This is a genomic window from Enterobacter sp. EC_64, assembly GCF_019584165.1.
GTDB classification, from domain to species: domain Bacteria; phylum Pseudomonadota; class Gammaproteobacteria; order Enterobacterales; family Enterobacteriaceae; genus Enterobacter; species Enterobacter roggenkampii.
Genome location: NZ_VDAS01000006.1, coordinates 163327 through 190291 on the forward strand (window position 1 = coordinate 163327; position 26965 = coordinate 190291).

22 protein-coding genes are annotated in these 26965 nt (G+C 59.3%); 14 read left to right on the forward strand and 8 right to left on the reverse strand.

The window, feature by feature from the left end; translation table 11 throughout:
- The first annotated feature begins 78 nt into the window (after nucleotides 1-78).
- Nucleotides 79-1137 (forward strand): MerR family transcriptional regulator, encoded by a 1059-nt coding sequence (locus FHC52_RS06960; protein ID WP_021240364.1) that lies wholly within the window; start codon nucleotides 79-81, stop codon nucleotides 1135-1137.
- Here FHC52_RS06960 and dauA read toward each other — a convergent pair.
- The 4 genes from dauA to lolB all read right to left on the reverse strand — a co-directional run bounded on the left by dauA (nucleotide 1123) and on the right by lolB (nucleotide 5477).
- Entirely contained in the window at nucleotides 1123-2802 is a 1680-nt protein-coding gene (gene dauA / locus FHC52_RS06965) for a C4-dicarboxylic acid transporter DauA (RefSeq protein WP_008499507.1), read from the reverse strand. The genes FHC52_RS06960 and dauA overlap by 15 nt on opposite strands.
- 124 nt (nucleotides 2803-2926) lie before the next feature.
- Complete coding sequence (gene prs / locus FHC52_RS06970; RefSeq protein ID WP_003856663.1) at nucleotides 2927-3874, reverse strand: ribose-phosphate diphosphokinase; 948 nt, start codon at nucleotides 3872-3874, stop codon at nucleotides 2927-2929.
- Nucleotides 3875-3999: 125 nt separating this feature from the next.
- Nucleotides 4000-4869, reverse strand: a complete 870-nt coding sequence (gene ispE, locus FHC52_RS06975; protein WP_008499510.1) for a 4-(cytidine 5'-diphospho)-2-C-methyl-D-erythritol kinase — start codon at nucleotides 4867-4869, stop codon at nucleotides 4000-4002.
- Nucleotides 4866-5477 carry a lipoprotein insertase outer membrane protein LolB gene (gene lolB / locus FHC52_RS06980; protein ID WP_008499511.1) on the reverse strand — a complete coding sequence of 204 codons (612 nt, stop codon included), beginning with the start codon at nucleotides 5475-5477 and terminating at the stop codon, nucleotides 4866-4868. The genes ispE and lolB overlap by 4 nt, the downstream gene beginning before the upstream one ends.
- Before the next feature lie 201 nt (nucleotides 5478-5678).
- Here lolB and hemA point away from each other — a divergent pair, with 201 nt between their 5' ends.
- The 5 genes from hemA (at nucleotide 5679) to kdsA (ending at nucleotide 10711) form a co-directional block, all read left to right on the forward strand.
- Complete coding sequence (gene hemA / locus FHC52_RS06985) at nucleotides 5679-6935, forward strand: glutamyl-tRNA reductase (RefSeq protein ID WP_021240361.1); 1257 nt, start codon at nucleotides 5679-5681, stop codon at nucleotides 6933-6935.
- Between the two features lie 41 nt (nucleotides 6936-6976).
- Nucleotides 6977-8059, forward strand: coding sequence for a peptide chain release factor 1 (gene prfA / locus FHC52_RS06990; RefSeq protein WP_021240360.1), 1083 nt, complete (start codon nucleotides 6977-6979; stop codon nucleotides 8057-8059).
- A complete protein-coding gene (prmC, locus tag FHC52_RS06995) occupies nucleotides 8059-8889 on the forward strand; it encodes a peptide chain release factor N(5)-glutamine methyltransferase (RefSeq protein ID WP_059363553.1) in 831 nt (276 codons plus the stop codon). Before prfA ends, prmC begins: the two co-directional genes overlap by 1 nt.
- A 121-nt stretch (nucleotides 8890-9010) precedes the next feature.
- Nucleotides 9011-9820, forward strand: a complete 810-nt coding sequence (sirB1, locus tag FHC52_RS07000) for an invasion regulator SirB1 (protein ID WP_008499515.1) — start codon at nucleotides 9011-9013, stop codon at nucleotides 9818-9820.
- 36 nt (nucleotides 9821-9856) lie between these two features.
- Nucleotides 9857-10711: a 3-deoxy-8-phosphooctulonate synthase gene (gene kdsA, locus FHC52_RS07005; RefSeq protein WP_008499516.1), complete on the forward strand. Its 855-nt coding sequence runs from the start codon at nucleotides 9857-9859 to the stop codon at nucleotides 10709-10711.
- Between the two features lie 114 nt (nucleotides 10712-10825).
- Here the strand turns inward: kdsA and chaA are convergent, their stop codons facing one another.
- Complete coding sequence (gene chaA, locus FHC52_RS07010; protein ID WP_008499517.1) at nucleotides 10826-11926, reverse strand: sodium-potassium/proton antiporter ChaA; 1101 nt, start codon at nucleotides 11924-11926, stop codon at nucleotides 10826-10828.
- Nucleotides 11927-12196: 270 nt separating this feature from the next.
- Between chaA and chaB the strand changes: the two genes are divergently transcribed.
- Together chaB and FHC52_RS07020 are read left to right on the forward strand one after the other, a co-directional pair.
- Entirely contained in the window at nucleotides 12197-12427 is a 231-nt protein-coding gene (gene chaB / locus FHC52_RS07015; RefSeq protein ID WP_021240355.1) for a putative cation transport regulator ChaB, read from the forward strand.
- 177 nt (nucleotides 12428-12604) lie between these two features.
- Nucleotides 12605-13300, forward strand: a complete 696-nt coding sequence (locus FHC52_RS07020) for a gamma-glutamylcyclotransferase (RefSeq protein WP_023292215.1) — start codon at nucleotides 12605-12607, stop codon at nucleotides 13298-13300.
- Between the two features lie 29 nt (nucleotides 13301-13329).
- Here the strand turns inward: FHC52_RS07020 and FHC52_RS07025 are convergent, their stop codons facing one another.
- From FHC52_RS07025 to FHC52_RS07035, 3 genes are all read right to left on the reverse strand, one after another.
- The gene (locus tag FHC52_RS07025) at nucleotides 13330-13569 is read right to left on the reverse strand and encodes a DUF1883 domain-containing protein (RefSeq protein WP_008499520.1); all 240 of its coding nucleotides are present in this window, start codon (nucleotides 13567-13569) and stop codon (nucleotides 13330-13332) included.
- Between the two features lie 211 nt (nucleotides 13570-13780).
- Complete coding sequence (locus FHC52_RS07030; RefSeq protein ID WP_008499521.1) at nucleotides 13781-15565, reverse strand: methyl-accepting chemotaxis protein; 1785 nt, start codon at nucleotides 15563-15565, stop codon at nucleotides 13781-13783.
- A 106-nt stretch (nucleotides 15566-15671) separates the two neighbouring features.
- Nucleotides 15672-16025 (reverse strand): DsrE/DsrF/TusD sulfur relay family protein, encoded by a 354-nt coding sequence (locus FHC52_RS07035; RefSeq protein WP_008499522.1) that lies wholly within the window; start codon nucleotides 16023-16025, stop codon nucleotides 15672-15674.
- 72 nt (nucleotides 16026-16097) lie between these two features.
- Between FHC52_RS07035 and nasR the strand changes: the two genes are divergently transcribed.
- The 6 genes from nasR (at nucleotide 16098) to FHC52_RS07065 (ending at nucleotide 26959) form a co-directional block, all read left to right on the forward strand.
- The gene (gene nasR, locus FHC52_RS07040) at nucleotides 16098-17282 is read left to right on the forward strand and encodes a nitrate regulatory protein NasR (RefSeq protein WP_220419987.1); all 1185 of its coding nucleotides are present in this window, start codon (nucleotides 16098-16100) and stop codon (nucleotides 17280-17282) included.
- A gap of 228 nt (nucleotides 17283-17510) precedes the next feature.
- Complete coding sequence (locus FHC52_RS07045) at nucleotides 17511-18758, forward strand: CmpA/NrtA family ABC transporter substrate-binding protein (protein WP_031274932.1); 1248 nt, start codon at nucleotides 17511-17513, stop codon at nucleotides 18756-18758.
- A gap of 2 nt (nucleotides 18759-18760) precedes the next feature.
- Entirely contained in the window at nucleotides 18761-19639 is an 879-nt protein-coding gene (gene ntrB, locus FHC52_RS07050) for a nitrate ABC transporter permease (protein ID WP_008499525.1), read from the forward strand.
- A gap of 9 nt (nucleotides 19640-19648) precedes the next feature.
- The gene (locus FHC52_RS07055) at nucleotides 19649-20437 is read left to right on the forward strand and encodes an ABC transporter ATP-binding protein (RefSeq protein ID WP_021240347.1); all 789 of its coding nucleotides are present in this window, start codon (nucleotides 19649-19651) and stop codon (nucleotides 20435-20437) included.
- Nucleotides 20438-20450: 13 nt separating this feature from the next.
- The gene (nirB, locus tag FHC52_RS07060; RefSeq protein WP_220419988.1) at nucleotides 20451-24437 is read left to right on the forward strand and encodes a nitrite reductase large subunit NirB; all 3987 of its coding nucleotides are present in this window, start codon (nucleotides 20451-20453) and stop codon (nucleotides 24435-24437) included.
- The gene (locus FHC52_RS07065) at nucleotides 24434-26959 is read left to right on the forward strand and encodes a nitrate reductase (protein ID WP_126288942.1); all 2526 of its coding nucleotides are present in this window, start codon (nucleotides 24434-24436) and stop codon (nucleotides 26957-26959) included. The genes nirB and FHC52_RS07065 overlap by 4 nt, the downstream gene beginning before the upstream one ends.
- The last annotated feature ends 6 nt before the right edge of the window (nucleotides 26960-26965 follow it).

Below are 26965 nucleotides of genomic sequence, written 5' to 3' on the forward strand. Positions count from 1 at the left end.
TTTTTTTTGCATCAAGGGTTGACCCTCACGTAACGTAAGGCGCCAGAGTGGCGGCACTGGCAAAGAAAAGGAGCAGTTATGTTGATTCAGGTGGGGGAACTGGCGAAACGGGCCGGTATCACCGTACGCACATTGCATCACTATGAGCAAACAGGAGTGTTGCTGCCTTCTGCCAGAAGCGCGGCAGGTTACCGGCTTTACAACCTGGCGGATGTCCAGCGTCTGCACATGATCCAGGCGCTGGCAAAAGCGGGGCTGGAACTTGCTGAAATCAGGGATTTTCTTGAACAGGAGTCGCTGTCGTTAACCGAGTTACTCGATGCGCAAATCACGCTGCTGGATAAACAGCTGCGCAGCATACATACGCTGCGCGACCGGCTGGTCGAACTGCGTAACGGGCTTCTCGACGATGCGACGCCGGACCTGGAATCCTGGCTACAGACTCTGGAGTTGATGAATATGTACGATCGCTGGTTTAGCAAAGAAGAGTTACAGCAGCTGCCGTTTGCGGTGCAGAAGGACGCGCTGTCGGCTATCTGGTCAGGGCTGGTGGCAGAGGCCAACGCGCTGCTGGAGCACCATATACCCGTTACGGACGAGAGGGCGAAGGACCTGGCGACGCGCTGGATGGAGCGCCTGGAGCAGGACACGGCGGGCAAACCGGAGTTTCTTACCCGGCTGAACGAGATGCACAGCGTAGAGCCACAGATGCAGGTGCAGACCGGCATCACGCCGGAGATGACGGATTACATTACGCGCGCGTTTGCGGAATCCAAGCTCAGCATATGGGAGAAGTACCTTACTCCCGAAGAGATGGCCTTTACGCGGAAGCACTACTTTGATCGCATGATGGAGTGGCCGCCGCTGGTGGCGAAGCTGCATCAGGCGCAGCGGGAAAATCTCGACCCCGCCTCTGACGATGCCCAAAAGCTTGCCGAAAACTGGCTGGCGCTGTTCCAGTCGTACGCGGGCACCAACCCGGAGACCCAGCAAAAGTTTCGTACGGCCATGCAGCAGGAGCCGCATCTGATGAAGGGAACCTGGATGACGCCTGCCGTGCTTGCATGGCTCCAGCAGGCGATCGGGGTGATGATGCAGAGACGTTTCTCTGCATCAGGCGGCTCACAGATCCGCTAACGCGGCTTCACGGTTAGGATAAAAGGCAAGGCGGCCAGGGATCGGCTGCACGCCCGCACGCGCCATGGTGCGCAGGGGCTGGAATTCGAGGTTACTCACCCGCAGCTCACAGCCTTCAGGCAGACGTTTCACAAAGCGCTGGAAGGCGTCCAGGCCGCCAGCATCCAGCACCGGTACGGCATCCCATTTTAGCACCACAACCCGTTTGCCCGCGATGCGAGACTCCAGATCGCTGAACAGACCTTCCGCCGCGGCGAAGAACAGCGGGCCAATCACGCGCAGAACCAGCACATCGTCAGGCACCTCCACGTTAACCGGGGAGAGGCGCGTCATTTGCGCAATACGGCGCATAAACAGCAGGGAAGCCAGCACGATCCCGACGCTGATGGCGATAACCATATCGAACAGCACGGTCAGCGACATGCAGATCAGCATCACGATGATGTCGTCTTTCGGCGCCCGACGCAGCAGGTTTACCACCTTGTGCGCCTCACTCATGTTCCAGGCCACCATCAGCAGCAGGGCGGCCATGGCGGAAAGCGGTAGCCAGGAGAGCAGTGGGGCGAGGATCAGCAGGGCGAGGATCACCAGCAGGGAGTGGATAACTGCCGAAACGGGTGACGTTGCACCCGCGCGCACGTTGGCCGCAGAACGGGCGATGGCCGCCGTGGCGGTAATACCACCAAAGAACGGTGCGATGAGGTTCCCTAACCCCTGACCAACCAGCTCGCTGTTGGCTTTGTGCTTGGTGCCGGTCATCCCGTCCAGAACGACGGCGCAGAGCAGGGATTCAATCGCCCCCAGCATCGCCATCGAGAACGCGGCGGGAAGCAGGGCGCGCAGGGAATCCCAGCTTAAGGTAAAGCTGGATCCGGGCATATCCCACGGCAGCACCAGCTGCGGCAGCAGCTGCGGAATGCCGCTCCCCTGCGAACCGTCCGCCAGAACATAGTGGAACTGCGAGCCGATAGTGGCGACATGGCCGCCGAACATATTGACGACAGCCATCACCGCGCAGCCCAACAGCAGCGCGGGAAGATGGCCGGGCAGACGGATACCCAGACGAGGCCAGACGATCAGTGTTCCGAGCGTCACAATCCCGATGGCGGCGTCGCCCAGGTTGGCCGTCGGAAGCGCCATAAACAGCGCACCCACTTTCTGTAAATAGTGCTCCGGAACATGGGGCATTTGCAGGCCGAGGAAATCCTTGATCTGCATGGTTCCGATGGTGATCCCAATCCCCGAGGTGAACCCCAGCGTGACGGAAAGGGGGATGTACTCAATCAGCCGCCCAAAGCGGGCCAGACCAAACAGAATCAAAAAGACGCCGGACATCAGGGTGGCGACCAGCAGGCCAGCCAGACCAAACTGCTGCGAAACGGGGTAGAGGATCACCACAAAGGCGGCGGTCGGGCCGGAGACGCTGAAGCGTGAGCCGCCGGTCAGAGCGATGACGATCCCGGCCACGGCCGAGGTGTACAGGCCGTACTGCGGCGCAACGCCGCTGCCAATCGCCAGCGCCATCGCCAGCGGAATCGCGATAATGCCGACGGTGATCCCGGCAATCAGGTCACGGATAAAACGTGACGAGGTGTACTTCTCTTTCCAGCAGGCGTCGATGAGGGCGCGAAAGGGCAGAACATGTGAGGAGGCTACGTTTTTCACAATTATCTATCATCCGTATGCGCATCATCTGTCATGTGAATGGCAGGTGAAGGAGGCATTAATCATACAAATAAAACCCAGAGACAAAAAAACCCGCCGCAGCGGGTTTTTCGGCCGTGTTCGATTAGTGTTCGAACATTGCAGAGATGGATTCTTCGTTGCTGATACGACGAATCGCTTCGGCCAGCATCCCGGACAGGGTCAGGGTACGCACGTTTGGCAGTGCCTTGATCTCGTCGCTCAGTGGGATGGTATCGCATACTACAACTTCGTCAATGACGGAGTTGCGCAGGTTGTTTACGGCATTGCCGGAGAAGATCGGGTGGGTCGCGTAAGCGAATACGCGCTTGGCACCACGCTCTTTCAGCGCTTCAGCCGCTTTACACAGCGTACCGCCGGTATCGATCATGTCGTCAACCAGCACGCAGTCGCGGCCAGCCACGTCACCGATGATGTGCATCACCTGAGAAACGTTAGCGCGCGGACGACGTTTGTCGATGATCGCCATGTCGGTATCGTTCAGCAGCTTAGCGATAGCACGGGCACGTACCACGCCGCCGATGTCCGGAGAAACCACGATTGGGTTATCCAGGTTCAGCTGCAGCATGTCTTCCAGCAGGATTGGGCTGCCGAATACGTTATCAACCGGGACGTCGAAGAAGCCCTGGATCTGCTCTGCGTGCAGGTCAACGGTCAGTACGCGGTCAACGCCAACGCTGGACAGGAAGTCAGCGACAACTTTCGCGGTAATTGGCACACGCGCGGAACGGACGCGACGGTCCTGGCGGGCATAGCCGAAGTAAGGGATTACAGCAGTGATACGGCCTGCGGAAGCGCGACGCAGGGCGTCGACCATAACAACCAGTTCCATCAGGTTGTCGTTCGTTGGAGCACAGGTGGACTGGATGATGAAAATATCACCACCGCGTACATTTTCGTTAATTTGTACGCTGACTTCGCCGTCGCTAAAGCGACCTACAGCGGCGTCGCCGAGGGAAGTGTACAGGCGGTTGGCAATACGTTGTGCTAGTTCCGGGGTGGCGTTACCAGCAAAAAGCTTCATATCAGGCACGAGAAGAACCTCAGGCATGCGTCCAGTGGTGGATAGCGTTCGCCGTAAACTGTGCGGGCCAGGCAAAGGCTATCCAGGCGGTGTATTAAAGAGCGCGATGCAACGTCTGGAACAGGGTGACGTTGTCACCGAAACTCAGTCTGCGCCAGAATGGCCTGCTGTAGGGGGGAAATGTTCATCCCACGCGCTACAAAACCATGCAGCCAAACCGGCGCTTGCTCAAGCACCTGACGAGCGGCGGATTCGGTGTCAAATTCAGCAAAGACACAGGCCCCTGTACCAGTCAGGCGCGACGGCGCGTATTCTAACAGCCAGGAAAGCACCGCATCAACCTCGCGAAAACGTTTTCTTGCGATATCCTCGCAATCGTTGCTGAATTCACAATTTAATAACGTTTCTATTGACCGAATCGGGGTATTTCTTTTCAGGTCAGGATCTTTAAAGATGACCGGGGTCGGAATGCTCACGCCGGGGTGAGCAACCAGATACCATTTTTCCGGCGGGTTGACCGGGGAGAGGATTTCGCCCACGCCCTCAGCAAAGGCCGCATGACCGCGAACAAACACTGGGACATCCGCACCCAGCCTCAAGCCTAAGGCGGCCAGTTCGTCCTGCGACAGCCCGCAGCCCCAAAGGTGGTTCAGTGCAACCAGCACGGTAGCGGCGTTGGATGAGCCGCCGCCCAGGCCGCCGCCCATCGGCAGACGTTTCTCGATACGGATGTCCGCACCGCTTCCCGCAGGCAGACGACCCGATTCCGCTGCAGCGTTCATCAGCAGACGCGCAGCGCGCACAATCAGGTTGTCCTCATGCGCCACGCCGTCGACCGGCGTCAGGAGGCAAATCTGCCCGTCCTGGCGCAGTTCGATAGAAATTGTGTCGCCATAGTCAATAAACTGAAACAGCGTCTGCAGGGTGTGATAGCCGTCAGCGCGCTGGCCGGTAATGTATAAAAACAGATTCAGTTTTGCCGGAGAGGGCCAGTGGGTCATCATTTAACGATCCAGTTGTCCATTTTCAGCTTGATGCGCTGGCTGCCCTGGGTCAGTTCCATGTTGGATGGCAGCGACGGTTTACTCTTGCTGTCATAGTCGCTGTACACCACTTTCCAGGTTTTGCCGTTCTGGGTGTAGTTCACCTGGCTTAGACGGTACTGATCGTCAAGCGTGTAGTCGGTGGCGTCACCCGGCAGGCCAAGGATCCACTGGCGCAGACTGTTCAGCGGGATAGGCATTCCGGTCAGCTTGCCAATCATCTCTTCGGCATCGGTTGCGGTGTAGTGCTGGCCTTTGTTATCGGTGATCTGCGCTTCGCCCGGTTTCGCGATAAGCTCCAGCTCGGTGCTGCCCAGCGGGTTCAGCAGCAGCAGGCGATAGTTGTCCTGACCCGTCTGCTGCCAGAAGAAACGGGCATACACTTTTTGCTCATCAGAGAGATAGGCGAAGGCGCCGCGGGTCTGGTACTGGCTCAAATTACGGACGTCCTGCTGGTGCTGACGCCACTGGGGTGAATCAGGGCTTTTGCCCGGGCCTTTTGGTTGGGTGACGGTACACGCGGTCAGAACCAGTGCCGCCAGGGGCAGCAGGCGAATCAGTCGGGTCATAATGAGGACAAATCCTTGAGATACGTTGCAGTTATAACTGTTAATGCTAGCGTCGAAGGGGGCTACCGTCTACGTTCAAATTATCTCAAAGCGTTGTGTAACCTATTACTCCGAAAGGGGGCTGTCTCTTTTATTGATCTCGCGCATCCTGTATGATGCGTCCTGCTAACCTTATTAACGCTGGTACTACTCCCGCTCAACATGACCCTATTAGCACTCGGCATCAACCACAAAACGGCCCCGGTTTCTCTGCGAGAACGCGTAACGTTTTCGCCAGATACGCTCGACCTGGCGCTGGACAGCCTGCTTGCACAGCCGATGGTGCAGGGTGGCGTGGTGCTCTCGACGTGCAACCGTACCGAGCTCTATTTAAGTGTTGAAGAGCAGGACAACCTGCACGACGCGCTGATCCGCTGGCTATGCGACTACCACAATCTCAATGAAGACGAGCTGCGCAACAGCCTGTACTGGCATCAGGACAACGATGCCGTCAGCCATCTGATGCGCGTGGCCAGCGGGCTGGATTCGTTGGTGCTGGGCGAGCCGCAAATTCTGGGTCAGGTGAAAAAAGCCTTTGCGGATTCGCAAAAAGGGCATCTGAAGGCCAGCGAACTGGAGCGCATGTTCCAGAAGTCATTCTCCGTGGCGAAGCGTGTGCGAACCGAAACCGACATTGGTGCCAGTGCGGTTTCTGTTGCTTTCGCGGCCTGCACCCTTGCACGCCAAATCTTTGAATCCCTTTCTACCGTCACCGTGATGCTGGTGGGCGCGGGCGAAACCATCGAACTTGTGGCGCGCCATCTGCGCGAGCATAAAGTGAAAAAGATGATTATCGCGAACCGCACCCGCGAACGCGCGCAGGTGCTGGCGGATGAAGTGGGGGCAGAGGTGGTTGCCCTGAGCGACATCGATGAACGCCTGAAGGAGGCGGACATTATTATCAGTTCGACCGCCAGCCCGCTGCCGATTATCGGCAAAGGGATGGTGGAGCGTGCGCTGAAGTCCCGCCGTAATCAGCCGATGCTGCTGGTGGATATCGCCGTCCCGCGCGATGTGGAGCCAGAAGTCGGCAAGCTGGCTAACGCCTATCTTTACAGCGTAGATGACCTGCAAAGCATCATTTCGCACAACCTCGCGCAGCGTAAAGCGGCGGCGGTGCAGGCGGAAACCATTGTCGAGCAGGAAACCAGTGAGTTTATGGCCTGGCTGCGCGCGCAAAGCGTCAGCGAGACCATCCGCGAGTACCGCGGGCAGGCGGAGCAGGTGCGTGATGACCTGACTGCCAAAGCGTTAGCGGCCCTGGAGCAGGGCGGCGATGCGCAGGCTATTATGCAGGATCTGGCGTGGAAACTGACTAACCGCCTGATTCATGCCCCAACCAAATCTCTTCAGCAGGCTGCCCGTGACGGGGATGATGAACGCCTGACTATTCTGCGCAACAGCCTCGGGCTGGAATAGCGCCCTATACCCATTTTCTAAGACAAGGTGCACTTACGCCTATGAAGCCTTCTATCGTCGCTAAACTGGAAGCTCTGCACGAGCGCCATGAAGAAGTCCAGGCGCTGCTCGGGGATGCCGGGACCATTGCGGACCAGGAACGTTTTCGCGCACTTTCACGTGAATACGCGCAGTTAAGTGATGTTTCTAAATGCTTTACCGACTGGCGACAGGTTCAGGAAGATATCGAAACCGCGCAGATGATGCTCGACGATCCTGAAATGCGCGAGATGGCGCAGGAAGAGTTGCAGGATGCGAAAGCGCGTTCTGAGGAGATGGAGCAGCAGCTTCAGGTGCTGTTGCTGCCAAAAGATCCGGACGACGAACGCAACGCGTTCGTGGAAGTCCGCGCCGGGACCGGCGGGGACGAAGCGGCGCTGTTTGCCGGGGATCTGTTCCGCATGTACAGCCGCTACGCCGAGTCGCGTCGCTGGCGCGTGGAGATCATGAGCGCCAACGAAGGCGAACACGGTGGCTACAAAGAGGTTATCGCCAAGATCAGCGGCGACGGCGTGTACGGCCGTCTCAAGTTTGAATCCGGCGGTCACCGCGTGCAGCGCGTACCGGCCACCGAATCTCAGGGCCGAATCCACACCTCCGCCTGTACGGTGGCGGTGATGCCGGAGCTGCCGGAAGCGGAGCTGCCGGACATCAACCCGGCTGACCTGCGTATTGATACCTTCCGCTCCTCCGGGGCGGGGGGTCAGCACGTTAACACCACCGACTCCGCCATCCGTATTACCCACCTGCCGACCGGCATCGTGGTGGAGTGTCAGGACGAGCGTTCCCAGCACAAAAACAAAGCCAAAGCGCTCTCCGTGCTGGGCGCACGTATCCACGCGGCCGAAATGGCGAAACGCCAGCAGGCGGAAGCGTCTACGCGTCGTAACCTGCTGGGCAGCGGCGATCGCAGCGACCGTAACCGCACCTACAACTTCCCGCAGGGGCGCGTGACTGACCACCGCATCAACCTGACGCTGTACCGTCTGGACGAAGTAATGGAAGGCAAGCTGGATATGCTGATTGAGCCTATCGTGCAGGAATACCAGGCCGACCAGCTGGCGGCACTGTCCGAGCAGGAATAATGGATTTTCAGCGCTGGTTACGTGAGGCTGCCGGTGAGCTTTCCGAAAGCGAAAGCCCGAAACGCGATGCCGAAATTTTGCTTGAGCATGTGACGGGTAAAGCCCGCACGTACCTGCTGGCCTTCGGCGAAACCGAACTGACTGCTGAACAGGAAGCCCGGCTCGCCGCGCTGCTTGCCCGACGTAAAACCGGCGAGCCGGTGGCGCACCTGGTCGGCGAGCGCGAGTTCTGGTCGTTACCGCTTTACGTCTCGGCGGCGACGCTGATCCCGCGCCCCGACACCGAGTGTCTGGTTGAACAGGCGCTGGCGCGCTTACCCGCATCGTCCTGCCGCATTCTCGATCTCGGAACGGGGACCGGGGCCATCGCCCTGGCGCTCGCTACCGAACGGCCCGACTGCGCGATCACGGCGGTAGATGTGATGCCCGACGCGGTGGCGCTGGCGCAGCGTAACGTGGAACGTCTTGGCCTGACCAACGTGACGGTGCTGCAAAGCAGCTGGTTCAGCGCGCTGGAGAAGCAGACGTTCGGAGTGATTGTCAGTAACCCGCCCTATATTGACGAGCGTGACCCGCACCTTGCGCAGGGGGATGTGCGCTTCGAACCGCTGACGGCGCTGGTCGCCGCCAGGGAGGGTTTAGCCGACCTTGATCACATTGTGACAACGTCACGACAACATTTGCTTTCCGGCGGCTGGCTGCTGGTGGAGCATGGCTGGACGCAGGGGGAAGCCGTGCGGGCGCTCTTTACCCAGGCGGGCTACGCCGATGTCAAAACCTGCCGCGACTACGGCGGCAACGAACGCCTGACGCTGGGGCAGTGGTTATGAGCGCAGGTACTGATAAAGGCGTAAGGCTGACTGAAAGGCGGTTTGGCGTTATCATCTACATCGTTTTGAGTTTTATCTCGCCCGGGCGTCGCTGTACGCTCGGTCGTTACTGGGGTAAGTCATGAAGTCCTTAGCCGATTTCGAATTTAATAAAGTGCCGCTTTGCGATGGCATGATCCTGATTTCTGAGATGATCCGCGACGATTTTACGTCGCAGTACGTCTACGATGAGCTGGAGAATCTGGTCAGCCTGGCGCGTGAAGAGATCAATCAGGCGCGCCCGCAGGACTGGCAATTAGAGAAGCTGCTTGAGCTTTTCTACGGCGAATGGGGTTTCTGCGACACGCGGGGCGTGTATCGCCTGTCTGACGCATTATGGCTGGACCAGGTCTTAAAAAATCGTCAGGGGAGCGCCGTTGCGCTGGGTTCTATTTTGCTGTGGGTCGCGCATCGCCTGGATATTCCACTGGTGCCGGTCATTTTTCCGACGCAGATGATCCTGCGTGCGGAGTGGCTGGACGGTGAGATGTGGCTCATTAATCCCTTCAACGGCGATACGCTGGATGAACATACGCTGGACGTGTGGCTGAAAGGCAATATCAGCCCGGTGGCTGAGCTCTTCAACGAAGATCTCGACGAGGCGGATAACGCAGAAGTGATCCGCAAGCTGCTGGATACGCTGAAGTCTGCGTTAATGGAAGAGCGTCAGATGGAGCTGGCCCTGCGCGCCAGCGAAGTGCTGCTGCAGTTTAATCCGGAAGACCCGTACGAAATTCGCGACCGTGGGTTGATCTATGCCCAGCTCGATTGTGAGCACGTGGCGCTGAACGATCTGAGCTATTTCGTCGAGCAGTGTCCGGAAGACCCCATTAGCGAAATGATTCGTGCGCAGATCAACGCGATCTCGCACAAGCAAATTACACTGCATTAATCTTAATTCCGATTCACACCTGAATAAGGCGATCCTATGAAACAAAAAGTGGTTAGCATTGGTGATATCAAGGTAGCAAACGACCTGCCTTTCGTGCTGTTTGGCGGCATGAACGTGCTGGAATCCCGCGACCTCGCCATGCGTATCTGCGAGCACTACGTGACCGTGACCCAGAAGCTGGGCATCCCGTACGTGTTTAAAGCCTCTTTTGACAAAGCCAACCGCTCCTCCATCAACTCTTACCGTGGCCCGGGCCTGGAAGAAGGGATGAAGATTTTCCAGGAGCTGAAGCAGACCTTTGGCGTGAAAGTGATCACCGACGTGCATGAAGCCGCTCAGGCGCAGCCGGTGGCAGACGTGGTTGATGTGATTCAGCTCCCGGCGTTCCTGGCTCGCCAGACCGACCTGGTTGCCGCGATGGCGAAAACCGGTGCCGTGATCAACGTGAAAAAACCACAGTTCGTGAGCCCGGGTCAGATGGGCAACATCGTCGATAAGTTTATCGAAGGTGGCAACGACAAGGTTATCCTGTGCGACCGTGGTTCCAACTTCGGTTATGACAATCTGGTTGTGGATATGCTGGGCTTCAGCGTGATGAAAAACGTCTCTAATCAGTCTCCGGTGATTTTCGACGTGACCCACGCGCTGCAGTGCCGCGACCCGTTTGGCGCTGCGTCCGGCGGCCGTCGTGCTCAGGTGACCGAACTGGCGCGCGCCGGTATGGCAACCGGCCTGGCTGGCCTGTTCATTGAAGCGCACCCGGATCCGGATAACGCAAAATGCGACGGCCCATCCGCGCTGCCGCTGGATAAGCTGGAGCCGTTCCTGAAACAGATCAAAGCAATTGACGATCTGGTCAAGAGCTTCGATGAGCTGGATACCAGCAAATAACAAAAAACCCGCTTCGGCGGGTTTTTTTATGGGGCATATTGCCGGGTGGCGCTTCGCTTACCCGGCCTACAAAACCCGTAGGCCCTGCAAGCGAAGCGCCGCTGGGCAAAAGGGCTACGCAAAAATTGTCATCAAGTAAGCCACAAACAGCGCCATATGCGCCGCCCCGTTCAGCACGTTGGTGCGTCCGGTTGAGAACGAAATCTGGCACAGCAGCAACGAGGCTACCATCACAATCATCTCTGGCGCGCCCAGCGCGAACTGCAGTTCGTTACCGGTCATAAAGGCAATTAGCGTCACCACCGGCACGGTGAGTGAAATGGTCGCCAGCACGGAGCCGAAGAACAGGTTCATGGCGCGCTGCACCTGATTGTTTAAGACGGCTTTCAGCGCCCCCAGCCCTTCCGGGGACAGGATCAGCAGCGCCACCAGGAAACCGGTAAACGCGACCGGCGCGTTCAGTTCGGTTAACAGCGTTTCCAGCGGATTGGCGTTCATCTTGGTGACGGCAATCACCGCAATCAGATGCACGATCAGCCAAACCGTATGCCACGCGCTGCTGTGGGCCGACGGCTTACCGTGGTGCGGGTCATCGTCGTCGCTGTCGTCTTCATGCTCATACACAAACAGGCTCTGGTGCGTTTTGGTCTGAATCAACAGAAACACGCCGTACATGGCTGCGGAAATCAGCGCAACCAGCAGCGCCTGACCGGTGGAGAAGTTGGCACCCGGCAGCGCCATCGGGAAGACCAGCACGATAATCGCCAGCGGGAAGAGGGCAATCAGATACTGTTTTATGCCGAACAGGTTCATATACTGGGTCGCGAATTTACGCCCGCCCAACAGCAGAGAGAAGCCCACCAGGCCGCCCGTCACAATCATAATGATCGAGTAGAGCGTGTCGCGCATCAGCGTCGGCGCGGCATCGCCGGTCGCCATAAGCGCGGAAATCAGGCTGACTTCGAGAATAACAACGGAAAGGCTGAGAATTAACGATCCGTAGGGTTCGCCCAGACGGTGGGCCAGTACGTCCGCATGGCGAACGACGCTAAAGGCGCTGGTTAAGATACCGACCAGGGCAAGAATATTGATACCAACCACCACTGGCAGTGACTGACTGCTTCCCCAGAAGAGCAGCACAGCCAGTGCCAGAACCGGGAAAATGAGAGACGTCTCCTTGTGGCGGGTCTTTACCGCCTCGTGTGTTGCTGTCATGTGCTTCTCCATCAATGCAGGTGCTTGTAATTATAGATAGATTTTTGAGGTCATTAAATTAACAGATCTCTGTTAAATGCCCTTTATTTTTTACTTAATTTTACCTTTTTTAATAATTATCATGCCTGATTCCTGTAATTCACCATATTCTCCGAATATTTGTTAAATAACAATAAGTTAATATTTTCGATCATTCATAAATGAAGTGTGGGTGGCACGCTGCCATATCGTCGTCCACACTTATCTCTTTAACCAAAAGAGAGGTGAGTGATGCCTTATAAAACGAAACGCGAATTACCCGATAATGTGCAAAACGTGCTGCCCGCTCACGCGCAGGATATCTACAAAGAGGCGTTTAACAGTGCCTGGGAACAGTACAAAGATAAGGACGATCGCCGGGATGATGCCAGCCGTGAAGAGACGGCACACAAAGTCGCCTGGGCCGCCGTAAAACATGAATATGAAAAAGGAGACGATGATAAATGGCATAAAAAGAAATAGCCCTGAAATAATTCGCTGCCTTCATTTTGACTTTTCAGGCGGTTGAACTGCCGTTGTATTGCAACTGGTCCGCTAATTGCTTATCGTTACTCAACTGCTGGCAAAATGACCAGCACCTAAGGCCGGGAAGGCGAATTACAGATGTCGCAAGGAAGCATGCAGTGGCGGAGGTGGAAAGTGTTAACGCGTGATTTCTTAATGAAGGCAGATTGTAAGACGGCATTTGGTGCTATTGAGGAATCGCTTCTCTGGTCAGCTGAACAACGTGCGGCGTCGCTCGCTGCCACGCTTGCCTGCCGCCCGGATGATGGCCCGGTATGGATTTTTGGCTACGGCTCCCTGATGTGGAACCCGGCGCTCGAATTTGTCGAATCGGCAACGGGCACGCTGCCTGGCTGGCATCGCGCATTTTGCCTGCGCCTGACGGCCGGACGCGGCAGCGCGTGCCAGCCCGGGCGTATGCTTGCACTGAAAGAGGGCGGACGCACCACGGGCGTGGCGTATCGCCTCCCGGATGCCACCCTGGAAGAGGAGCTTACGCTGCTCTGGAAGCGTGAGATGATCACCGGCTGCTACATGCCGAGCTGGTGCAAGCTGGATCTTGACGACGGACGCACCGTCAATGCGCTGGTGTTTATCATGGACCCGCGCCATCCGCTGTATGAAGCGGACACCCGCACGCAGGTGATTGCCCCGTTAATTGCCGCCGCCAGCGGGCCGCTGGGTACCAACGCGCAGTATCTCTTCTCTCTCGATCAGGAGCTGACCCGCCTCGGCATGAAGGACGATTGTCTGAATGAGCTGGTGGTGAAGGTGAAGGCGCTGCTGGAAGGAAACCCGCTCAACGGCACGCTGCGACCGGGTTTTGCCTGATAATACGCCCGGCTCGCCGGGCGCATAATTTAAGCTGCTACGTAACTGACAGAATGCTCCAGAGACTGGCTGTGGCTGTCGATCAGCACATCCCAGGTGCCGGTATACGGCACGGTAAGCCAGGCGTTATCATCCTGCACGGTGAGAATATCCGCCTGGGATTGTTTTTGTGCTTTCGCACTCATCAGATGAATACGGCAGCGCTCTGAGCAACGCACCACTACCGTATCCCCGCCAAACAGTTTCAAACTTGTTTTTACCAGTGCCATTTTTTACCCCGTAGTCTTAAACAACGCTCTCCCTGCTGCCATATCCGAGCGTGATGTTGTTCACAATTCACTCATGGCATAACACCAAAGGGGAGGGGGAGGGATGCTGATTTTGATCAAAAAATGGCATAACGATTAAACAAAAATGACAAAATTCCTCAAAATTTCAGCTGACGCGCGTTTTACCCGCTAAACGCGCGCCAGTAGAAAATTAAATGCGGAAATGGCCGGCGGTTTCAGCAAGGTCGCCCGCCTGGCTCTGCAGGGCGCCCGCAGCGGCGGCGGATTGCACCACCAGCTCGGCGTTCTGCTGGACCATGCGGTCGAGGTGGGTCACCGCGTGGTTAATTTCGTGAATGCCTTTCATCTGCTCGCTGGTGGCGATGGAGATTTCGCGCATGATGCCGGAGACGCTGCCGATGCTGGAGCGGATCTCGTCCATGCTTTCCCCGGCCAGATGCACGTAGCGGGAGCCGGTGGCCACGCTGTCGGTGGTGGAATCAATCAGCGATTTGATCTCTTTCGCCGCCTGGGCGCTGCGGCTCGCCAGGTTACGCACTTCGCCCGCCACCACGGCAAACCCGCGCCCCTGCTCGCCGGCACGGGCCGCCTCGACGGAGGCGTTCAGCGCCAGAATGTTGGTCTGGAACGCGATGCCGTCAATCACGCTGGTGATGTCGCCAATTTTAGCCGACGCGACTTCGATGGACTGCATGGTGCTGATCGCCTGGGATACCACCTCGCCGCCGCGCGCCGCGGCCGCGGAGGCCTTGCTCGCCTGGTCATTTGCTTCCGCCGCCGATTCGTTCGACTGCGTCACGGAGGCGGTGATCTGCTCCACGGCGCTGGCCGTCTCGCGCAGGCTGGACGCCGCCTGCTCGGTACGTCCGGAGAGATCCTGGTTACCCGCCGCAATCTCCTGAGCGGCGTTTTTCACCGACTCGCTGGCATCACGGAGCTGCACCATCACCACCGACAGCTTATCGCTGAAGGCGTTAAAGGCCTGGGCAATCTGCGCCACCTCGTCCTCACCGCTGTCAGGCAGACGCTGCGACAGGTCGTTAGTCCCGTTGGCAATGTTGTGCATCGCGTCGCGAATGTCAGACAGGCGCTTCAGCAGACGGGCAATCAGGAGGTGAACAATGGCCGCGCTCAGCAGCGCCAGGATCACCAGCGAAATCGCCGAGGCTTTAAGCAGGGAACGCATGCCGGAGGTGGCATCACCGTTGTCGAGGGCGACGACCAGCAGCCAGTTTGTGCCCGGCACGGCGGTTGCCACGAAGGTTTTTTCGACGTCGTTCAGCGTACCGTCGACAAGGTTACCGCTTTTCAGCGCAGCAAAATCGATGCCTTTGATGGTCTCAGCAAACGGTTTAAGCGTCAGAGCCGGATCGTTAGCCGCAATCACGCTGCCGTCACTGTTCAGAAGCAAGCCGCTGCTGGACGGAGTTGGATGGATCCCGCGCACGTTCGCCACCACGCTGTCCATGGCCACATCGCCCGCCACCACCGCTTTCAGGGCGCCATTCTCTTTCACCGGCACGGCGAAAGTCACCACCAGTTTACCGGTACCGGCATCAACGTAAGGCGCGGTGACGACCGGGCCGTCCGTGCTGACCACCTGCTGATACCACGGGCGAATGGTCGGGTCATAATCCGCAGGTACGCCCGCGGGCTCAGAGAATTTCGCCGTTTTGCTGGCGTAGCCGACATAAACGTTGGTGAATCCACCCGCCTGCGCAAGCTGTTTAAACACCGGAACCGGGTCGTCACTCAGCGCAACGGTCTGGGCAGAGGCGATAACCGTCATCTTGCTTTTTACCCAGTCGGCAATCGCCATGTTATGGCTGGCGCTGGTGCTGGTCAGGATATCGCGCTGTGACTGCTGGTTATCCTGGCGTGTGACCTGGAAGTTAATAACGGTATTGAGGAGAAGGGCGACGACCAGACAGCCTGCCGTCGCCGCGATGATGCGTGCACGAATCGATCTGAACATAAGTGAAATACCTGCTGTGTTGTTTCCATGCCTATCGGCAACCCCGCAGGTAAACTTGATGCTGAAACCGCGTCCATAAGAAAATAATATTTTTACGGGTTTATTATTAAAAAGTTAATACTTTATCAGCGGACAACGTCCACTCGGCCAGTTCAACCAGCGTACCAATTTCTACGCCATCAATCAGCGGCAGTCCGGTGATACCGCGCCCGTCGGTGCAGGTTTTGCACAGCTTCACCGGCACGTTTTGTGCGGTCAGGATCTCCAGCATCTGCTGAATGTTATAGCCCTCGGCCGGCTTTTGTCCCTTCAGCCCGGCGGTGACGGCGTCCGACATTAAAAAGAGGCGTAACGCCAGATCGCTCTCTTTTTCACGTAGCGCGATCGCCAGGCGCAGGCTGTTGAAAAGGGATTCGCTGCCGTAGGCCGCACCGTTGGCGACGATCACAATCTTCTGCATGTTGACTCCTGTTCTTATAAAGGCACGAATATTGCTTAGCTTTCACGGGTTTCGCTGTTCCGGAGAGTAAGCATGACATTAATGGCTGGCATTTCACCAGGGGCTAACGAATGGCTCCAGCGCGCAAGGATGATGCGCCGGGAGCAGTTCAGCAAGCTGGCACAGCTGGGCGTGCTTGTGCACGGCATTAGCCAACTGGTGCACATGTTACAGTGCGAGCGCGGGGCGTCCAACGTCTGGCTCTGCTCACAGGGCAAGCTGTACGCTCCCGAATGCAAAGCCAGCCGGGCGCTGGTGGATGAAAACCTCGCAGCCCTTTACGGCATTCTTGAAACACAGTCGCCGATTCCGGGAAGTGCCGTCTGTGAACGCATCGGCGGCGCGCTCCTGAGCCTGGATACGCTTCCCGCGCTGCGTGACGGTGTGATTCAGCAGACGGTAACGGCACCCCAGGCGATGGAACACTACTCCCGCATGCTTCGCCATCTGCTCAGTATCGTGCCGCAGCTTAATGACAGCATTGACGATCCGCAAATCGCAGGACGTTTTGTCGCGCTTTATAGCCTGATGCAGGGCAAAGAGCTGGCGGGACAGGAGCGGGCGCTGGGGGCGATTGGCTTCACGCAGGGTTTTTTCGATGATGTGACTCGTCAGAGGCTGGTTGACCGCATTGACGGGCAGCAGGCCTGCTTTGAGATCTTTCTCTCACACAGCGCCGCTGACGTTCAGACCACCTTTTCAATGCACTGTCAGCCCGATCGTGAAACGGAGCAGCTCCGGCGCGTGGCCTGTACCCGCCAGCCCGCCGCCGATAACGGCCTTACGGCGCTGGCCTGGTTTGCTCTGCAAACCGCGCGCCTTGAGCATCTGCGCACGCTGGAGGAGACGATCATCGCCGATCTGATGGTCGCGGTGGACGAATGCATTCACCGTGACGATGAGTACGCGCTCCCCGGCGATGAACAGGATGACCCGCCGATCCGCTATCCGGAAAAACCGTTGCTTACCCTGGTTCGCCAGCAGGCGCGCGAGATAGAGCAGCTCTCACGTCAGCTTGCGTCGCTGCGCGATACGCTTGAAGAGCGCAAAATCATTGATAAAGCGAAGAGCGTGCTGATGACCCACCAGAATATGAGTGAGGAACAGGCCTGGACGGCGCTGCGCAAAATGGCGATGGACAAAAACCAAAGGATGGTGGATATCGCCCGCGCGCTGCTCATGGTGAAGAATGTATGGCAGGTAACACCAAAGGAGTAGCTGCACGGTCAGTGGGCATTTTATGCCTGTTTGCGGTGCGTAAAGGCGAGGGAATAACGGTAAGCGCCGCAAGAAACAGTGTGTTAAAACCTGGCATTCACTTTGCATTATCAGATTAACCATTTTTGACGATGCGCCAACGGCGGTGCATCCGTCTTCGGGATAAAGGCGTCCACTGGTGCTTCGGCACCGTGGGCGCTTTTTTTTGGTTTTTTTTCAGGAGTGGTCATGGCGGATTTGTCGAGACGGCGTTTTTTGCAGGCCAGCATGCTGGCGAGTGGTGCAATGCTGTTGCCGGGTGTCATGCAGGCCGCATGGGCGGCAGGCTCGGATAAACCGGAGCAGGAAACAGTGCGCATCGGGTTTATCCCGCTGACCGACTGTGCCCCGGTGGTTATCGCGGCGCTGAAAGGGTTTGATAAAAAATACGGTATTACCATCGTGCCCACCAAAGAGGCGAGCTGGGCGGCGGTGCGCGACAAGCTGGTGGCGGGCGAACTCGATGCCGCGCACATTCTTTACGGCCTGCTGTACGGACTGGAGCTGGGCATCGCCGGCAAGCCACAGCAGATGGCTAACCTGATGACCCTCAACCAGAACGGTCAGGCGATTACGCTCTCCAGCGATCTGGCAGAGAAGGGCGTTCATGACCTTGACGGGCTGAAAAAGCGGATTGGGCAGCAGGCGCCTGGCACCTATACCTTCGCGCACACCTTCCCGACCGGGACGCACGCCATGTGGCTCTACTACTGGCTGGCCAGCGCGGGCATTCACCCCTTTGACGACGTGCGCACGGTGGTGGTGCCGCCGCCGCAGATGGTGATGAACATGCGCATTGGCAACATGGTCGGCTTTTGCGTCGGCGAGCCGTGGAACGCGCGTGCCATCAACGACCGCATCGGTTTTACCGCCGCCACGTCGCAGTCTGTCTGGGCCGACCATCCGGAAAAAATCCTCGGGACGCGTCGCGACTGGGTGGAGAGAAACCCGCACACCGCCCGGGCGCTGGTGAGCGCAGTGCTGGAGGCGGCGCGCTGGATTGAGGCCTCCCCGGAAAACAAACGCGAAACCGCGCAGATCCTCTCCCGCCGGGCGTGGCTCAACTGCAAAGAGCAGTATCTCACCGGACGCATGCTCGGCGAGTACGACAACGGCCTGGGCCAGCGCTGGCAGGACGCGCACCCGATCCGCTTCTTCAACGAGGGGGCCGTCAGCTACCCGTATCTCTCCGACGGCATGTGGTTCTTAACCCAGTTCCGCCGCTGGGGCTTGCTCAAAGCCGCCCCGGACTATGCGGGCATCGCACAACGCATTAACCAGACGGCGGTCTGGCAGGATGCCGCCACGGCGGTGGGGGGCATTACCACACCGACTTCACCACTACGCAGCAGCACATTGATGGACGGCACCGTCTGGAACGGTACCGACCCGGAAAGATACGCCAGCCGTTTCGCCATTCACCGTAAAGGGGCCTGATTATGCAGCATCTGCAAAAGACAAAATCACACGAGACGCCGGAGAGTGGAGAGGTGATTGTCCTGCCTCCGGTGCAGGTTCGCCGCCGTACGCCGACGTTTGCGCGTCGGATTAACGCGATCCTTCAGCGCATCATTCCGGCTTTTCTGGGGCTGGGACTGCTGGTGGTGCTCTGGCAGCTGGCGGCGATTAACAGCAAAGGTTTCCCGACGCCGCTCAGCACGCTCGATTCCGCTATTACCCTGTTTGCCGATCCGTTTTATCGCGACGGCCCAAACGACATGGGCATCGGCTGGAACGTGCTCGCCTCATTACAGCGCGTGGCGGTGGGCTTTGGCCTGGCCGCGTTCGCCGGGATCCCGCTCGGTTTCCTGATTGGCCGCTTCACCTTTTTTTCGCGCATGTTCGGCCCGCTGATCGCGCTGTTACGCCCGGTTAGCCCGCTGGCCTGGCTGCCCATCGGCCTGCTGCTGTTCCAGAAAGCGGAGCCCGCGTCGAGCTGGACCATTTTTATCTGCTCCATCTGGCCGATGGTGATCAACACCGCCGAAGGCGTGCGCCGCATTCCGCAGGACTACCTCAACGTGGCCCGGGTGCTGCAGCTTTCCGAGTGGACCATCATGCGCCGCATTCTCTTCCCGGCGGTGCTGCCCGCGGTGCTGACCGGGGTGCGCCTCTCCATCGGCATCGCCTGGCTGGTGATTGTCGCCGCCGAGATGCTGACCGGCGGTTTAGGGATCGGTTTCTGGATCTGGAACGAGTGGAACAACCTCAACGTCGAAAACATTCTCATCGCCATCGTCATCATTGGCGTGGTCGGGCTGCTGCTGGAGCAGGGGCTGATGCTGATCGCCCGTCGCTTTAGCTGGCAGGAAAAATAAGGAGCGAACATGAAACCATTAATCCAGGTCCAGGCCGTGAGCCAGCGTTTTTCCACCGCCAGCGGCGAATTTCTGGCGCTGCAGAACGTCTCCTTTGATATCCATGAGGGCGAAACCGTCAGCCTGATTGGGCACTCCGGCTGCGGTAAATCGACGCTGCTGAACCTTATCGCTGGGATCACGCTGCCGACGGAAGGCGGGCTGATTTGCGACAACCGCGAAATTGCCGGGCCGGGTCCGGAGCGCGCGGTGGTATTCCAGAACCATTCGCTGCTGCCGTGGCTCACCTGCTTCGACAACGTGGCCCTGGCGGTAGATCACGTGTTTCGCCACAGCATGAGCAAGGCGGAGCGCCGGGAGTGGATTGAGCACAACCTCGACCGCGTGCAGATGGGGCACGCCCTGCACAAGCGCCCGGGGGAGATCTCCGGCGGCATGAAGCAGCGCGTCGGGATTGCCCGCGCGCTGGCGATGAAGCCGAAAGTCCTGCTGATGGATGAACCCTTCGGCGCGCTGGATGCGCTGACGCGCGCCCATCTGCAGGACTCGGTGATGCAGATCCAGCAGGCGCTGAACACCACCATCGTGCTGATTACCCACGACGTGGACGAAGCGGTGCTGCTCTCCGATCGCGTGCTGATGATGACCAACGGCCCGGCGGCGACCGTCGGGGAGATCCTGCACGTTGACCTGCCGCGCCCGCGTAACCGGGTGCAGCTGGCCGACGACAGCCGCTATCACCACATGCGCCAGCAGATCCTGCATTTCCTCTACGAAAAGCAGCCGAAAGCGGCGTAGCGAGGGGGCGTTGATGCGACTGGTCATTATCGGAAATGGCATGGCGGCCACGCGGCTGATTGCCTCGCTCACCGGGCGTGCTGCCGATCGTTTCACTATTACCGTCATCGGTGACGAGCCGGAGCATGCCTATAACCGCATCCAGCTTTCGCCGGTGCTGGGCGGTGAAAAAACGGCGGCGGGGATCTGTCTTCAGAATGACGACTGGTACCAGGAACGGGGCGTGACGGTGCTGCGGGGGGAAAAGGCGCTCGCCGTGAATGTGGACACGCGGGAAGTGCAAACCACCGCCCGCACGCTGGGCTGGGATGCGCTGGTGTTTGCCACCGGATCAACGCCCTTTGTTCCGCCAATTCCCGGCTGCGATGCGCCGCATGTCTTCACATTCCGTACCCTGGAGGATATCCGGGCCATTCGGGCGATCGCCGGTCCGGCGGTAGTGCTGGGCGGCGGCGTGCTCGGGGTTGAGACGGCAGCAGCGCTGGCGCGCTCAGGGGACAACGTCACCCTTGTTCATCGCGGTCCGTGGCTGATGGAGCGGCATCTGGATGAGAAGGCGGGCGTGCTGCTGGAAGAGGCGCTGGCGGCGCGGGGCGTGCGCTGTGAGCTCGCCTCTGGCATCGCGGCGATTGACGGGAATAGCGTGACGCTGCTGAACGGACGCAGCGTCACCGCCGCGCGCGTGGTGCTGGCGACGGGCGTGCAGCCCAACGTCGTGCTGGCGCAGGCCAGCGGCATTCGCTGCGCGCGCGGCATCGTGGTGGATCACCAGATGCAAACCTCCGTGCCGGACGTCTACGCCATTGGCGAGTGCTGTGAAATTGACGGCAAGACGTTTGGCCTGGTCGCCCCCTGTCTGGCGCAGGCGGATATCCTCGCCGCCCGGCTGGCCGGAGACGTCAGCGCGCCGTTTGTTCTGACCGACAACGGCATGCGCCTCAAGGTGACCGGCGTGGAGCTGTTCAGCCTCGGTCGCGCGGCAGAGCAGGAGGGCGATGTGGTCTGGAGCGCATGGGATCCGCTGACCCGTCACTATCGTCGCTTACTGATCCATCAGGGGGCGCTGGCTGGCGTGCTGCTGATGGGGGACTGCCGCAGCGCGGCGACATTTACCGATTTACTGGCAACGGCTGCGCCCGCGCACGCGGACTGGCTGTTCGATCGTTTCACTACGCAACCGCAGGTTGCAGGACAGAACGCTATGACAAAACCTACTCTGGTGGTGGTTGGGCACGGTATGGTCGGCCATCATTTCCTCGAAGACTGCGTTAACCGCAATCTGCATCAGCAGTATCAGATCGTTGTCTTTGGCGAGGAGCGCTATGCCGCCTATGACCGCGTGCATCTGTCGGAATATTTTGGCGGCCGCAGCGCGGCGTCGCTTTCGCTGGTGGAGGGGGATTTCTTTGCCGACAACGGCATTGAGCTGCGCCTGTCGCAGCAGATTGTCGCTATCGATCGCGACGCGCGCGTGGTGCGTAGCGCCAGCGGGCACGAAACCCACTGGGACAAGCTGGTGCTGGCGACCGGCTCATACCCGTTCGTGCCGCCCGTGCCGGGAAACGATCTGCCGGGCTGTTTTGTTTATCGCACGCTTGACGATCTGGACAAGATTGCGGCGCATGCGGCGGGCTCACGCCGCGGTGTCGTGATTGGCGGCGGCCTGCTGGGGCTGGAGGCGGCGAATGCCCTGAAGCAGCTCGGGCTGGAAACTCACGTGGTGGAGTTTGCGCCCAATCTGATGGCGGTCCAGCTCGACAACGACGGCGCGGCGATGCTGCGCAAGAAAATCGAGGCGCTTGGCGTCGGTGTGCATACCAGTAAAGCAACGACGGAGATCGCCGCCGCGGGCGGCGGGCTGGTGCTGCGCTTTGCCGATGGCGAACAGCTGGAAACAGACATGGTGGTCTTTTCTGCCGGCATTCGTCCGCAGGACGCGCTGGCGCGCAGCAGCGGGCTGGCTATCGGCGAACGCGGCGGGATCGGCATTGACGACCGCTGTCAGACCTCCGATCCGGACGTGCTGGCCATTGGTGAATGCGCCCTGTGGGAAGGGAAAATCTTCGGGCTGGTTGCGCCCGGCTACCAGATGGCGAGGGTGGCCGCCGCCGCGCTGGCGGGAGAGGAGAAAACCTTCGCCGGCGCGGATATGAGCACCAAACTCAAGCTGCTGGGCGTGGACGTGGCCTCGTTCGGCGACGCTCACGGCCGCACGCCGGGGGCGCTGAGCTACCAGTGGACGCACGGCCCGCAGCAAATCTACAAGAAAATCGTGGTCAGCCACGACGGCAAAACGCTGCTCGGCGGCGTGCTGGTGGGTGATGCCAGCGAATACGCCACGCTGGTACAGATGATGCTCAACGGGATAGCCCTGCCAAAAGAGCCGGAAACGCTGATATTACCCGCGTCGTCAGGCAGTGCGCCAAAAGCGCTCGGCGTGGCAGCGCTGCCGGAAAGCGCACAAATCTGTTCGTGTCATAACGTCAGCAAAGGCGATATCTGTCAGGCGGTAAGTGCGGGCGCAACGGATATCGGCGCAATTAAGCAGTGCACCAAAGCGGCGACCGGCTGCGGAGGATGTAGCGCACTGGTGAAGCAGGTGATGGAGTTCCAGCTGGCGGCGCAGGGCGTGGAGGTGAAAAAGGACATCTGCGAACACTTCCCGTACTCGCGTCAGGAGATTTACCACCTCGTGCGCGTCAACCATATCCGCACCTTTGACCAGCTCATTAGCCGCTACGGTCAGGGACACGGGTGCGAAATTTGTAAGCCACTGGTGGGGTCAGTGCTCGCCTCCTGCTGGAACGAGTATCTGCTGAAACCGGCACACCTGCCGCTGCAGGACACCAACGACCGCTACTTCGCCAATATCCAGAAGGACGGTACCTACTCCATCGTGCCGCGCATGCCTGCGGGGGAAGTGACCGCCGACGGGCTGATCGCCATCGGCCAGATTGCGAAACGCTACAGCCTGTACAGCAAAATCACCGGCGGCCAGCGTATCGACCTGTTTGGCGCCACGCTCGAACAGCTGCCGGAGATCTGGCAGGCGCTGGTGGAAGCCGGATTTGAAACCGGGCACGCCTACGGCAAATCCCTGCGCACGGTGAAATCCTGCGTCGGGTCGACCTGGTGTCGCTACGGCGTGCAGGACTCCACCGGCCTCGCGGTCAGGCTCGAGCACCGCTACAAAGGCCTGCGCGCACCGCACAAAATCAAAATGGCGGTCTCAGGGTGTACCCGCGAATGCGCCGAGGCGCAGAGTAAAGACGTGGGGGTGATTGCCACCGATAAGGGGTGGAACCTCTACCTGTGCGGCAACGGCGGCATGAAGCCGCGCCATGCGGATCTCTTCGCCAGCGATCTTGATGATGACACGCTGATCCGCACCGTAGACCGTTTCCTGATGTTCTACATCCGCACGGCGGATCGCCTGCAGCGCACCAGCACCTGGATGGACAACCTGGAAGGCGGCCTCGACTACCTGCGTGAGGTGATCCTCAACGACAGCCTGGGCATCGCCCACGAGCTGGAGCAGGAGATGGCCCGGGTGGTGGAAACCTACCAGTGCGAATGGCAAACCACGCTTAACGACCCGAACCGTCTGGCGCTGTTCCGCACCGCGGTGAACGTCGCGCCGTCTGATGAAAGCAAGCGCTGGCAGGAAATCTGCGGCATCGACGATATCCCCGAGCAGGCGGGAATCGGCGCGCGGCTTGGGCGTAAGCCGATCGCGCTGTTCCGCTTTGGCAAAACCGTTTACGCCCTCGACGATCGGGAGCCTGGCAGCAGCGCGAACGTGCTTTCCCGCGGCATTCTTGGCGATGCGGCGGGGGAGCCGGTGGTGATCTCCCCGCTCTACAAGCAGCGTATCCGCCTGCGCGACGGCTGTCAGGTGGAGAACGGCGAACCCGCGGTGCGCGCCTGGCCGGTCAAAATTGAGAACGGCAAGGTGTGGGTCGGTAATGATGCCCTGGTAATGCGTGCGGAGGCCTCATGACGGAAACCCGGACAACGTGTCCCTACTGCGGGGTCGGCTGCGGCGTGGTCGCCCGCGTGGACGGTGAAACGGTCAGCGTTCGGGGGGATGAAACCCATCCTGCGAACTTTGGCCGCTTGTGCGTGAAAGGATCGGCCCTGGGGGAAACAATGGGCTTACAGGGGCGATTGCTGCGCCCCGTTGTTGACGGTGCTGAGGTGGCCTGGGCGCAGGCGCTGGGAGCCGCAGGCGAGCGCCTCCAGGACATTATCGACAAATGGGGGCCGCAGGCGGTGGCGTTTTACGCGTCCGGACAATTGCTTACCGAGGATTATTACGCCGCCAATAAGCTGATGAAAGGGTTTATCGGCGCGGCGAACATTGATACCAACTCCCGGCTCTGCATGTCATCGGCGGTCGTTGGCTACAAGCGCGCCTTTGGTGAAGACGTCGTGCCGTGCAGCTACGAGGATGTGGAAAACAGCGATCTGGTGGTGCTGGTGGGCTCAAACGCGGCCTGGACGCATCCGGTGCTGTATCAGCGCCTGGTACAGGCAAAACACAACAATCCGGAGATGAAAGTGGTGGTCATCGATCCGCGCAGAACCGCCTCCTGTGAAATTGCTGACCTGCATCTGGCGCTCACTCCCGGTAGCGACGCCGGGCTGTTCGTCGGTCTGCTTAATGTCATTCAGGGAACGGACGCGTGGCCGATATCCCGCGTGGCGGCGTTTTGCGGCCTCTCGCCGCAGGATATTGGTACGTTTTACGACTGGTTTATGACGGTGCCCCGGGCCATCACGCTCTACACCATGGGAATCAACCAGTCCTCCAGCGGCAGCGACAAGTGCAGCGCCATCATTAACGTTCACATTGCCAGCGGGAAATTTAACCGTCCGGGCTGCGGCCCGTTTTCGCTGACCGGACAGCCAAACGCGATGGGCGGAAGAGAGGTGGGCGGGCTGGCAAACCAGCTGGCGGCGCACATGAACTTTGAGCCGGACGATCTCTCGCGGGTGGCGCGTTTCTGGGGAACGGAACGGCTTGCGCAGACGCCGGGCTTGATGGCGGTGGAGCTGTTTGACGCCATTGCCCGCGGCGAGGTGAAGGCAGTGTGGATCATGGGCACCAATCCTGCCGTCTCGCTGCCGGACAGCCACGCGGTGTGTCAGGCGCTGGGGCGCTGCCCGCTGGTCATTGTCTCTGAGGTGATGAATGATACCGACACCAGCCGGTTTGCCCATATTCGCTTTCCGGCGCTGGCCTGGGGAGAGAAGGACGGGACGGTGACCAATTCCGAGCGACGCATTTCGCGCCAGCGCGCGTTTCTGCCCGCGCCCGGTGAGGCAAAGCCGGACTGGTGGATCGTCGCGCAGGTGGCAAAGCAGCTGGGCTACGGCGAGGCCTTTGCCTGGCAACATCCGCACGAGATTTTTTGCGAGCATGCGGCGCTGACGGCCTTTGAAAATGACGGCGCGCGGGCGTTAAACCTTCATGACCTGGCTACGTTAACCCGTGAGGAGTGGGAGCGGCTTGATCCCTGGCAGTGGCCTGGGGGGGATTTCCCGTGCCGAAACATTGTTCCCGTTGACCCACAGTCGCACGGTGCGACGGTCAGCGCGTTGTACCCGCTGATTCTCAATTCCGGGCGCATCCGCGATCAGTGGCATACCATGACGCGAACAGGATATGTGGCCAGACTGATGCAGCATATCGCCGAACCCTTTGTTGAGGTTTGCCCCGCAGACGCCGTTCGGTTTTCCCTGTGCGACGGCCAGCTGGCGCGCATCAGTTCGCCGCGCGGCGTCATGGTAGCAAGAGTGCGCATCAGCGACGCCCAGCGTGAAGGGAACGCTTTTGCCCCGATGCACTGGAACGCTGCGTTTGCCCGCCAGGGAAAGGTGAATGCGCTGGTGGAAGGGCGCTGCGATCCGGTTTCGGGCCAGCCTGAGAGTAAACAAACCGCCGTCAGAATCCAGCCCTGGCAGCCCGTCTGGCAGGGAGAACTCTATGCCCGCGAAGGGCTGGAAATGCCCTCTTCGGTTTACTGGTGGCGTAAAGCTTTACGCCTGACGGTGGCGTGCGATAAACCGCTGCTATCGTGGGTAATGGAATACGCCAGCGGCCGGGGCTGGCAGCTGCAGGTTGCGCAGACCGGTGAACGCAGCAGCGTGCTGGCCTGGCATGAAGGCCAGCTTATGCTGGGTTTCTGGGAAGGTACCGCGTTACCGGCGCTGGCGCATACGGTGATTGAAGCTGCTTTTCATTCCCCCCCCGTGCTGCCCGCAGCACGCCACGCCCTGTTGAACGGGCAGAGCGTCGGGAAGGCGATGGATCCGGGACGCATTATCTGCAGCTGTTTCAGCGTCGGGGAAGAGGCGATACGGGAGGCGATTGCCGGAGGGTGTGATTCCGTCACCGCGCTGGGGGCGAAGCTGCGCTGTGGTACGAACTGTGGTTCCTGCGTGCCGGAGCTGAAAGGGCTGTTTCAGGATAATCCTGAAATGTCCGCCAGAACTGCATTTCAGGGCTTATCGCGTTAACATAAT

What these genes read in the sequence shown, in the direction of transcription:
- FHC52_RS06960 (WP_021240364.1), top strand. Translation starts at nt 79, where the DNA reads ATGTTGATTCAGGTGGGGGAACTGGCGAAACGGGCCGGTATCACCGTA.
- ispE (WP_008499510.1), bottom strand. Translation starts at nt 4,869, where the DNA reads ATGATGACCCACTGGCCCTCTCCGGCAAAACTGAATCTGTTTTTATAC.
- lolB (WP_008499511.1), bottom strand. Translation starts at nt 5,477, where the DNA reads ATGACCCGACTGATTCGCCTGCTGCCCCTGGCGGCACTGGTTCTGACC.
- hemA (WP_021240361.1), top strand. Translation starts at nt 5,679, where the DNA reads ATGACCCTATTAGCACTCGGCATCAACCACAAAACGGCCCCGGTTTCT.
- prfA (WP_021240360.1), top strand. Translation starts at nt 6,977, where the DNA reads ATGAAGCCTTCTATCGTCGCTAAACTGGAAGCTCTGCACGAGCGCCAT.
- prmC (WP_059363553.1), top strand. Translation starts at nt 8,059, where the DNA reads ATGGATTTTCAGCGCTGGTTACGTGAGGCTGCCGGTGAGCTTTCCGAA.
- sirB1 (WP_008499515.1), top strand. Translation starts at nt 9,011, where the DNA reads ATGAAGTCCTTAGCCGATTTCGAATTTAATAAAGTGCCGCTTTGCGAT.
- kdsA (WP_008499516.1), top strand. Translation starts at nt 9,857, where the DNA reads ATGAAACAAAAAGTGGTTAGCATTGGTGATATCAAGGTAGCAAACGAC.
- chaA (WP_008499517.1), bottom strand. Translation starts at nt 11,926, where the DNA reads ATGACAGCAACACACGAGGCGGTAAAGACCCGCCACAAGGAGACGTCT.
- chaB (WP_021240355.1), top strand. Translation starts at nt 12,197, where the DNA reads ATGCCTTATAAAACGAAACGCGAATTACCCGATAATGTGCAAAACGTG.
- FHC52_RS07025 (WP_008499520.1), bottom strand. Translation starts at nt 13,569, where the DNA reads ATGGCACTGGTAAAAACAAGTTTGAAACTGTTTGGCGGGGATACGGTA.
- FHC52_RS07030 (WP_008499521.1), bottom strand. Translation starts at nt 15,565, where the DNA reads ATGTTCAGATCGATTCGTGCACGCATCATCGCGGCGACGGCAGGCTGT.
- FHC52_RS07035 (WP_008499522.1), bottom strand. Translation starts at nt 16,025, where the DNA reads ATGCAGAAGATTGTGATCGTCGCCAACGGTGCGGCCTACGGCAGCGAA.
- nasR (WP_220419987.1), top strand. Translation starts at nt 16,098, where the DNA reads ATGACATTAATGGCTGGCATTTCACCAGGGGCTAACGAATGGCTCCAG.
- FHC52_RS07045 (WP_031274932.1), top strand. Translation starts at nt 17,511, where the DNA reads ATGGCGGATTTGTCGAGACGGCGTTTTTTGCAGGCCAGCATGCTGGCG.
- ntrB (WP_008499525.1), top strand. Translation starts at nt 18,761, where the DNA reads ATGCAGCATCTGCAAAAGACAAAATCACACGAGACGCCGGAGAGTGGA.
- FHC52_RS07055 (WP_021240347.1), top strand. Translation starts at nt 19,649, where the DNA reads ATGAAACCATTAATCCAGGTCCAGGCCGTGAGCCAGCGTTTTTCCACC.
- nirB (WP_220419988.1), top strand. Translation starts at nt 20,451, where the DNA reads ATGCGACTGGTCATTATCGGAAATGGCATGGCGGCCACGCGGCTGATT.
- FHC52_RS07065 (WP_126288942.1), top strand. Translation starts at nt 24,434, where the DNA reads ATGACGGAAACCCGGACAACGTGTCCCTACTGCGGGGTCGGCTGCGGC.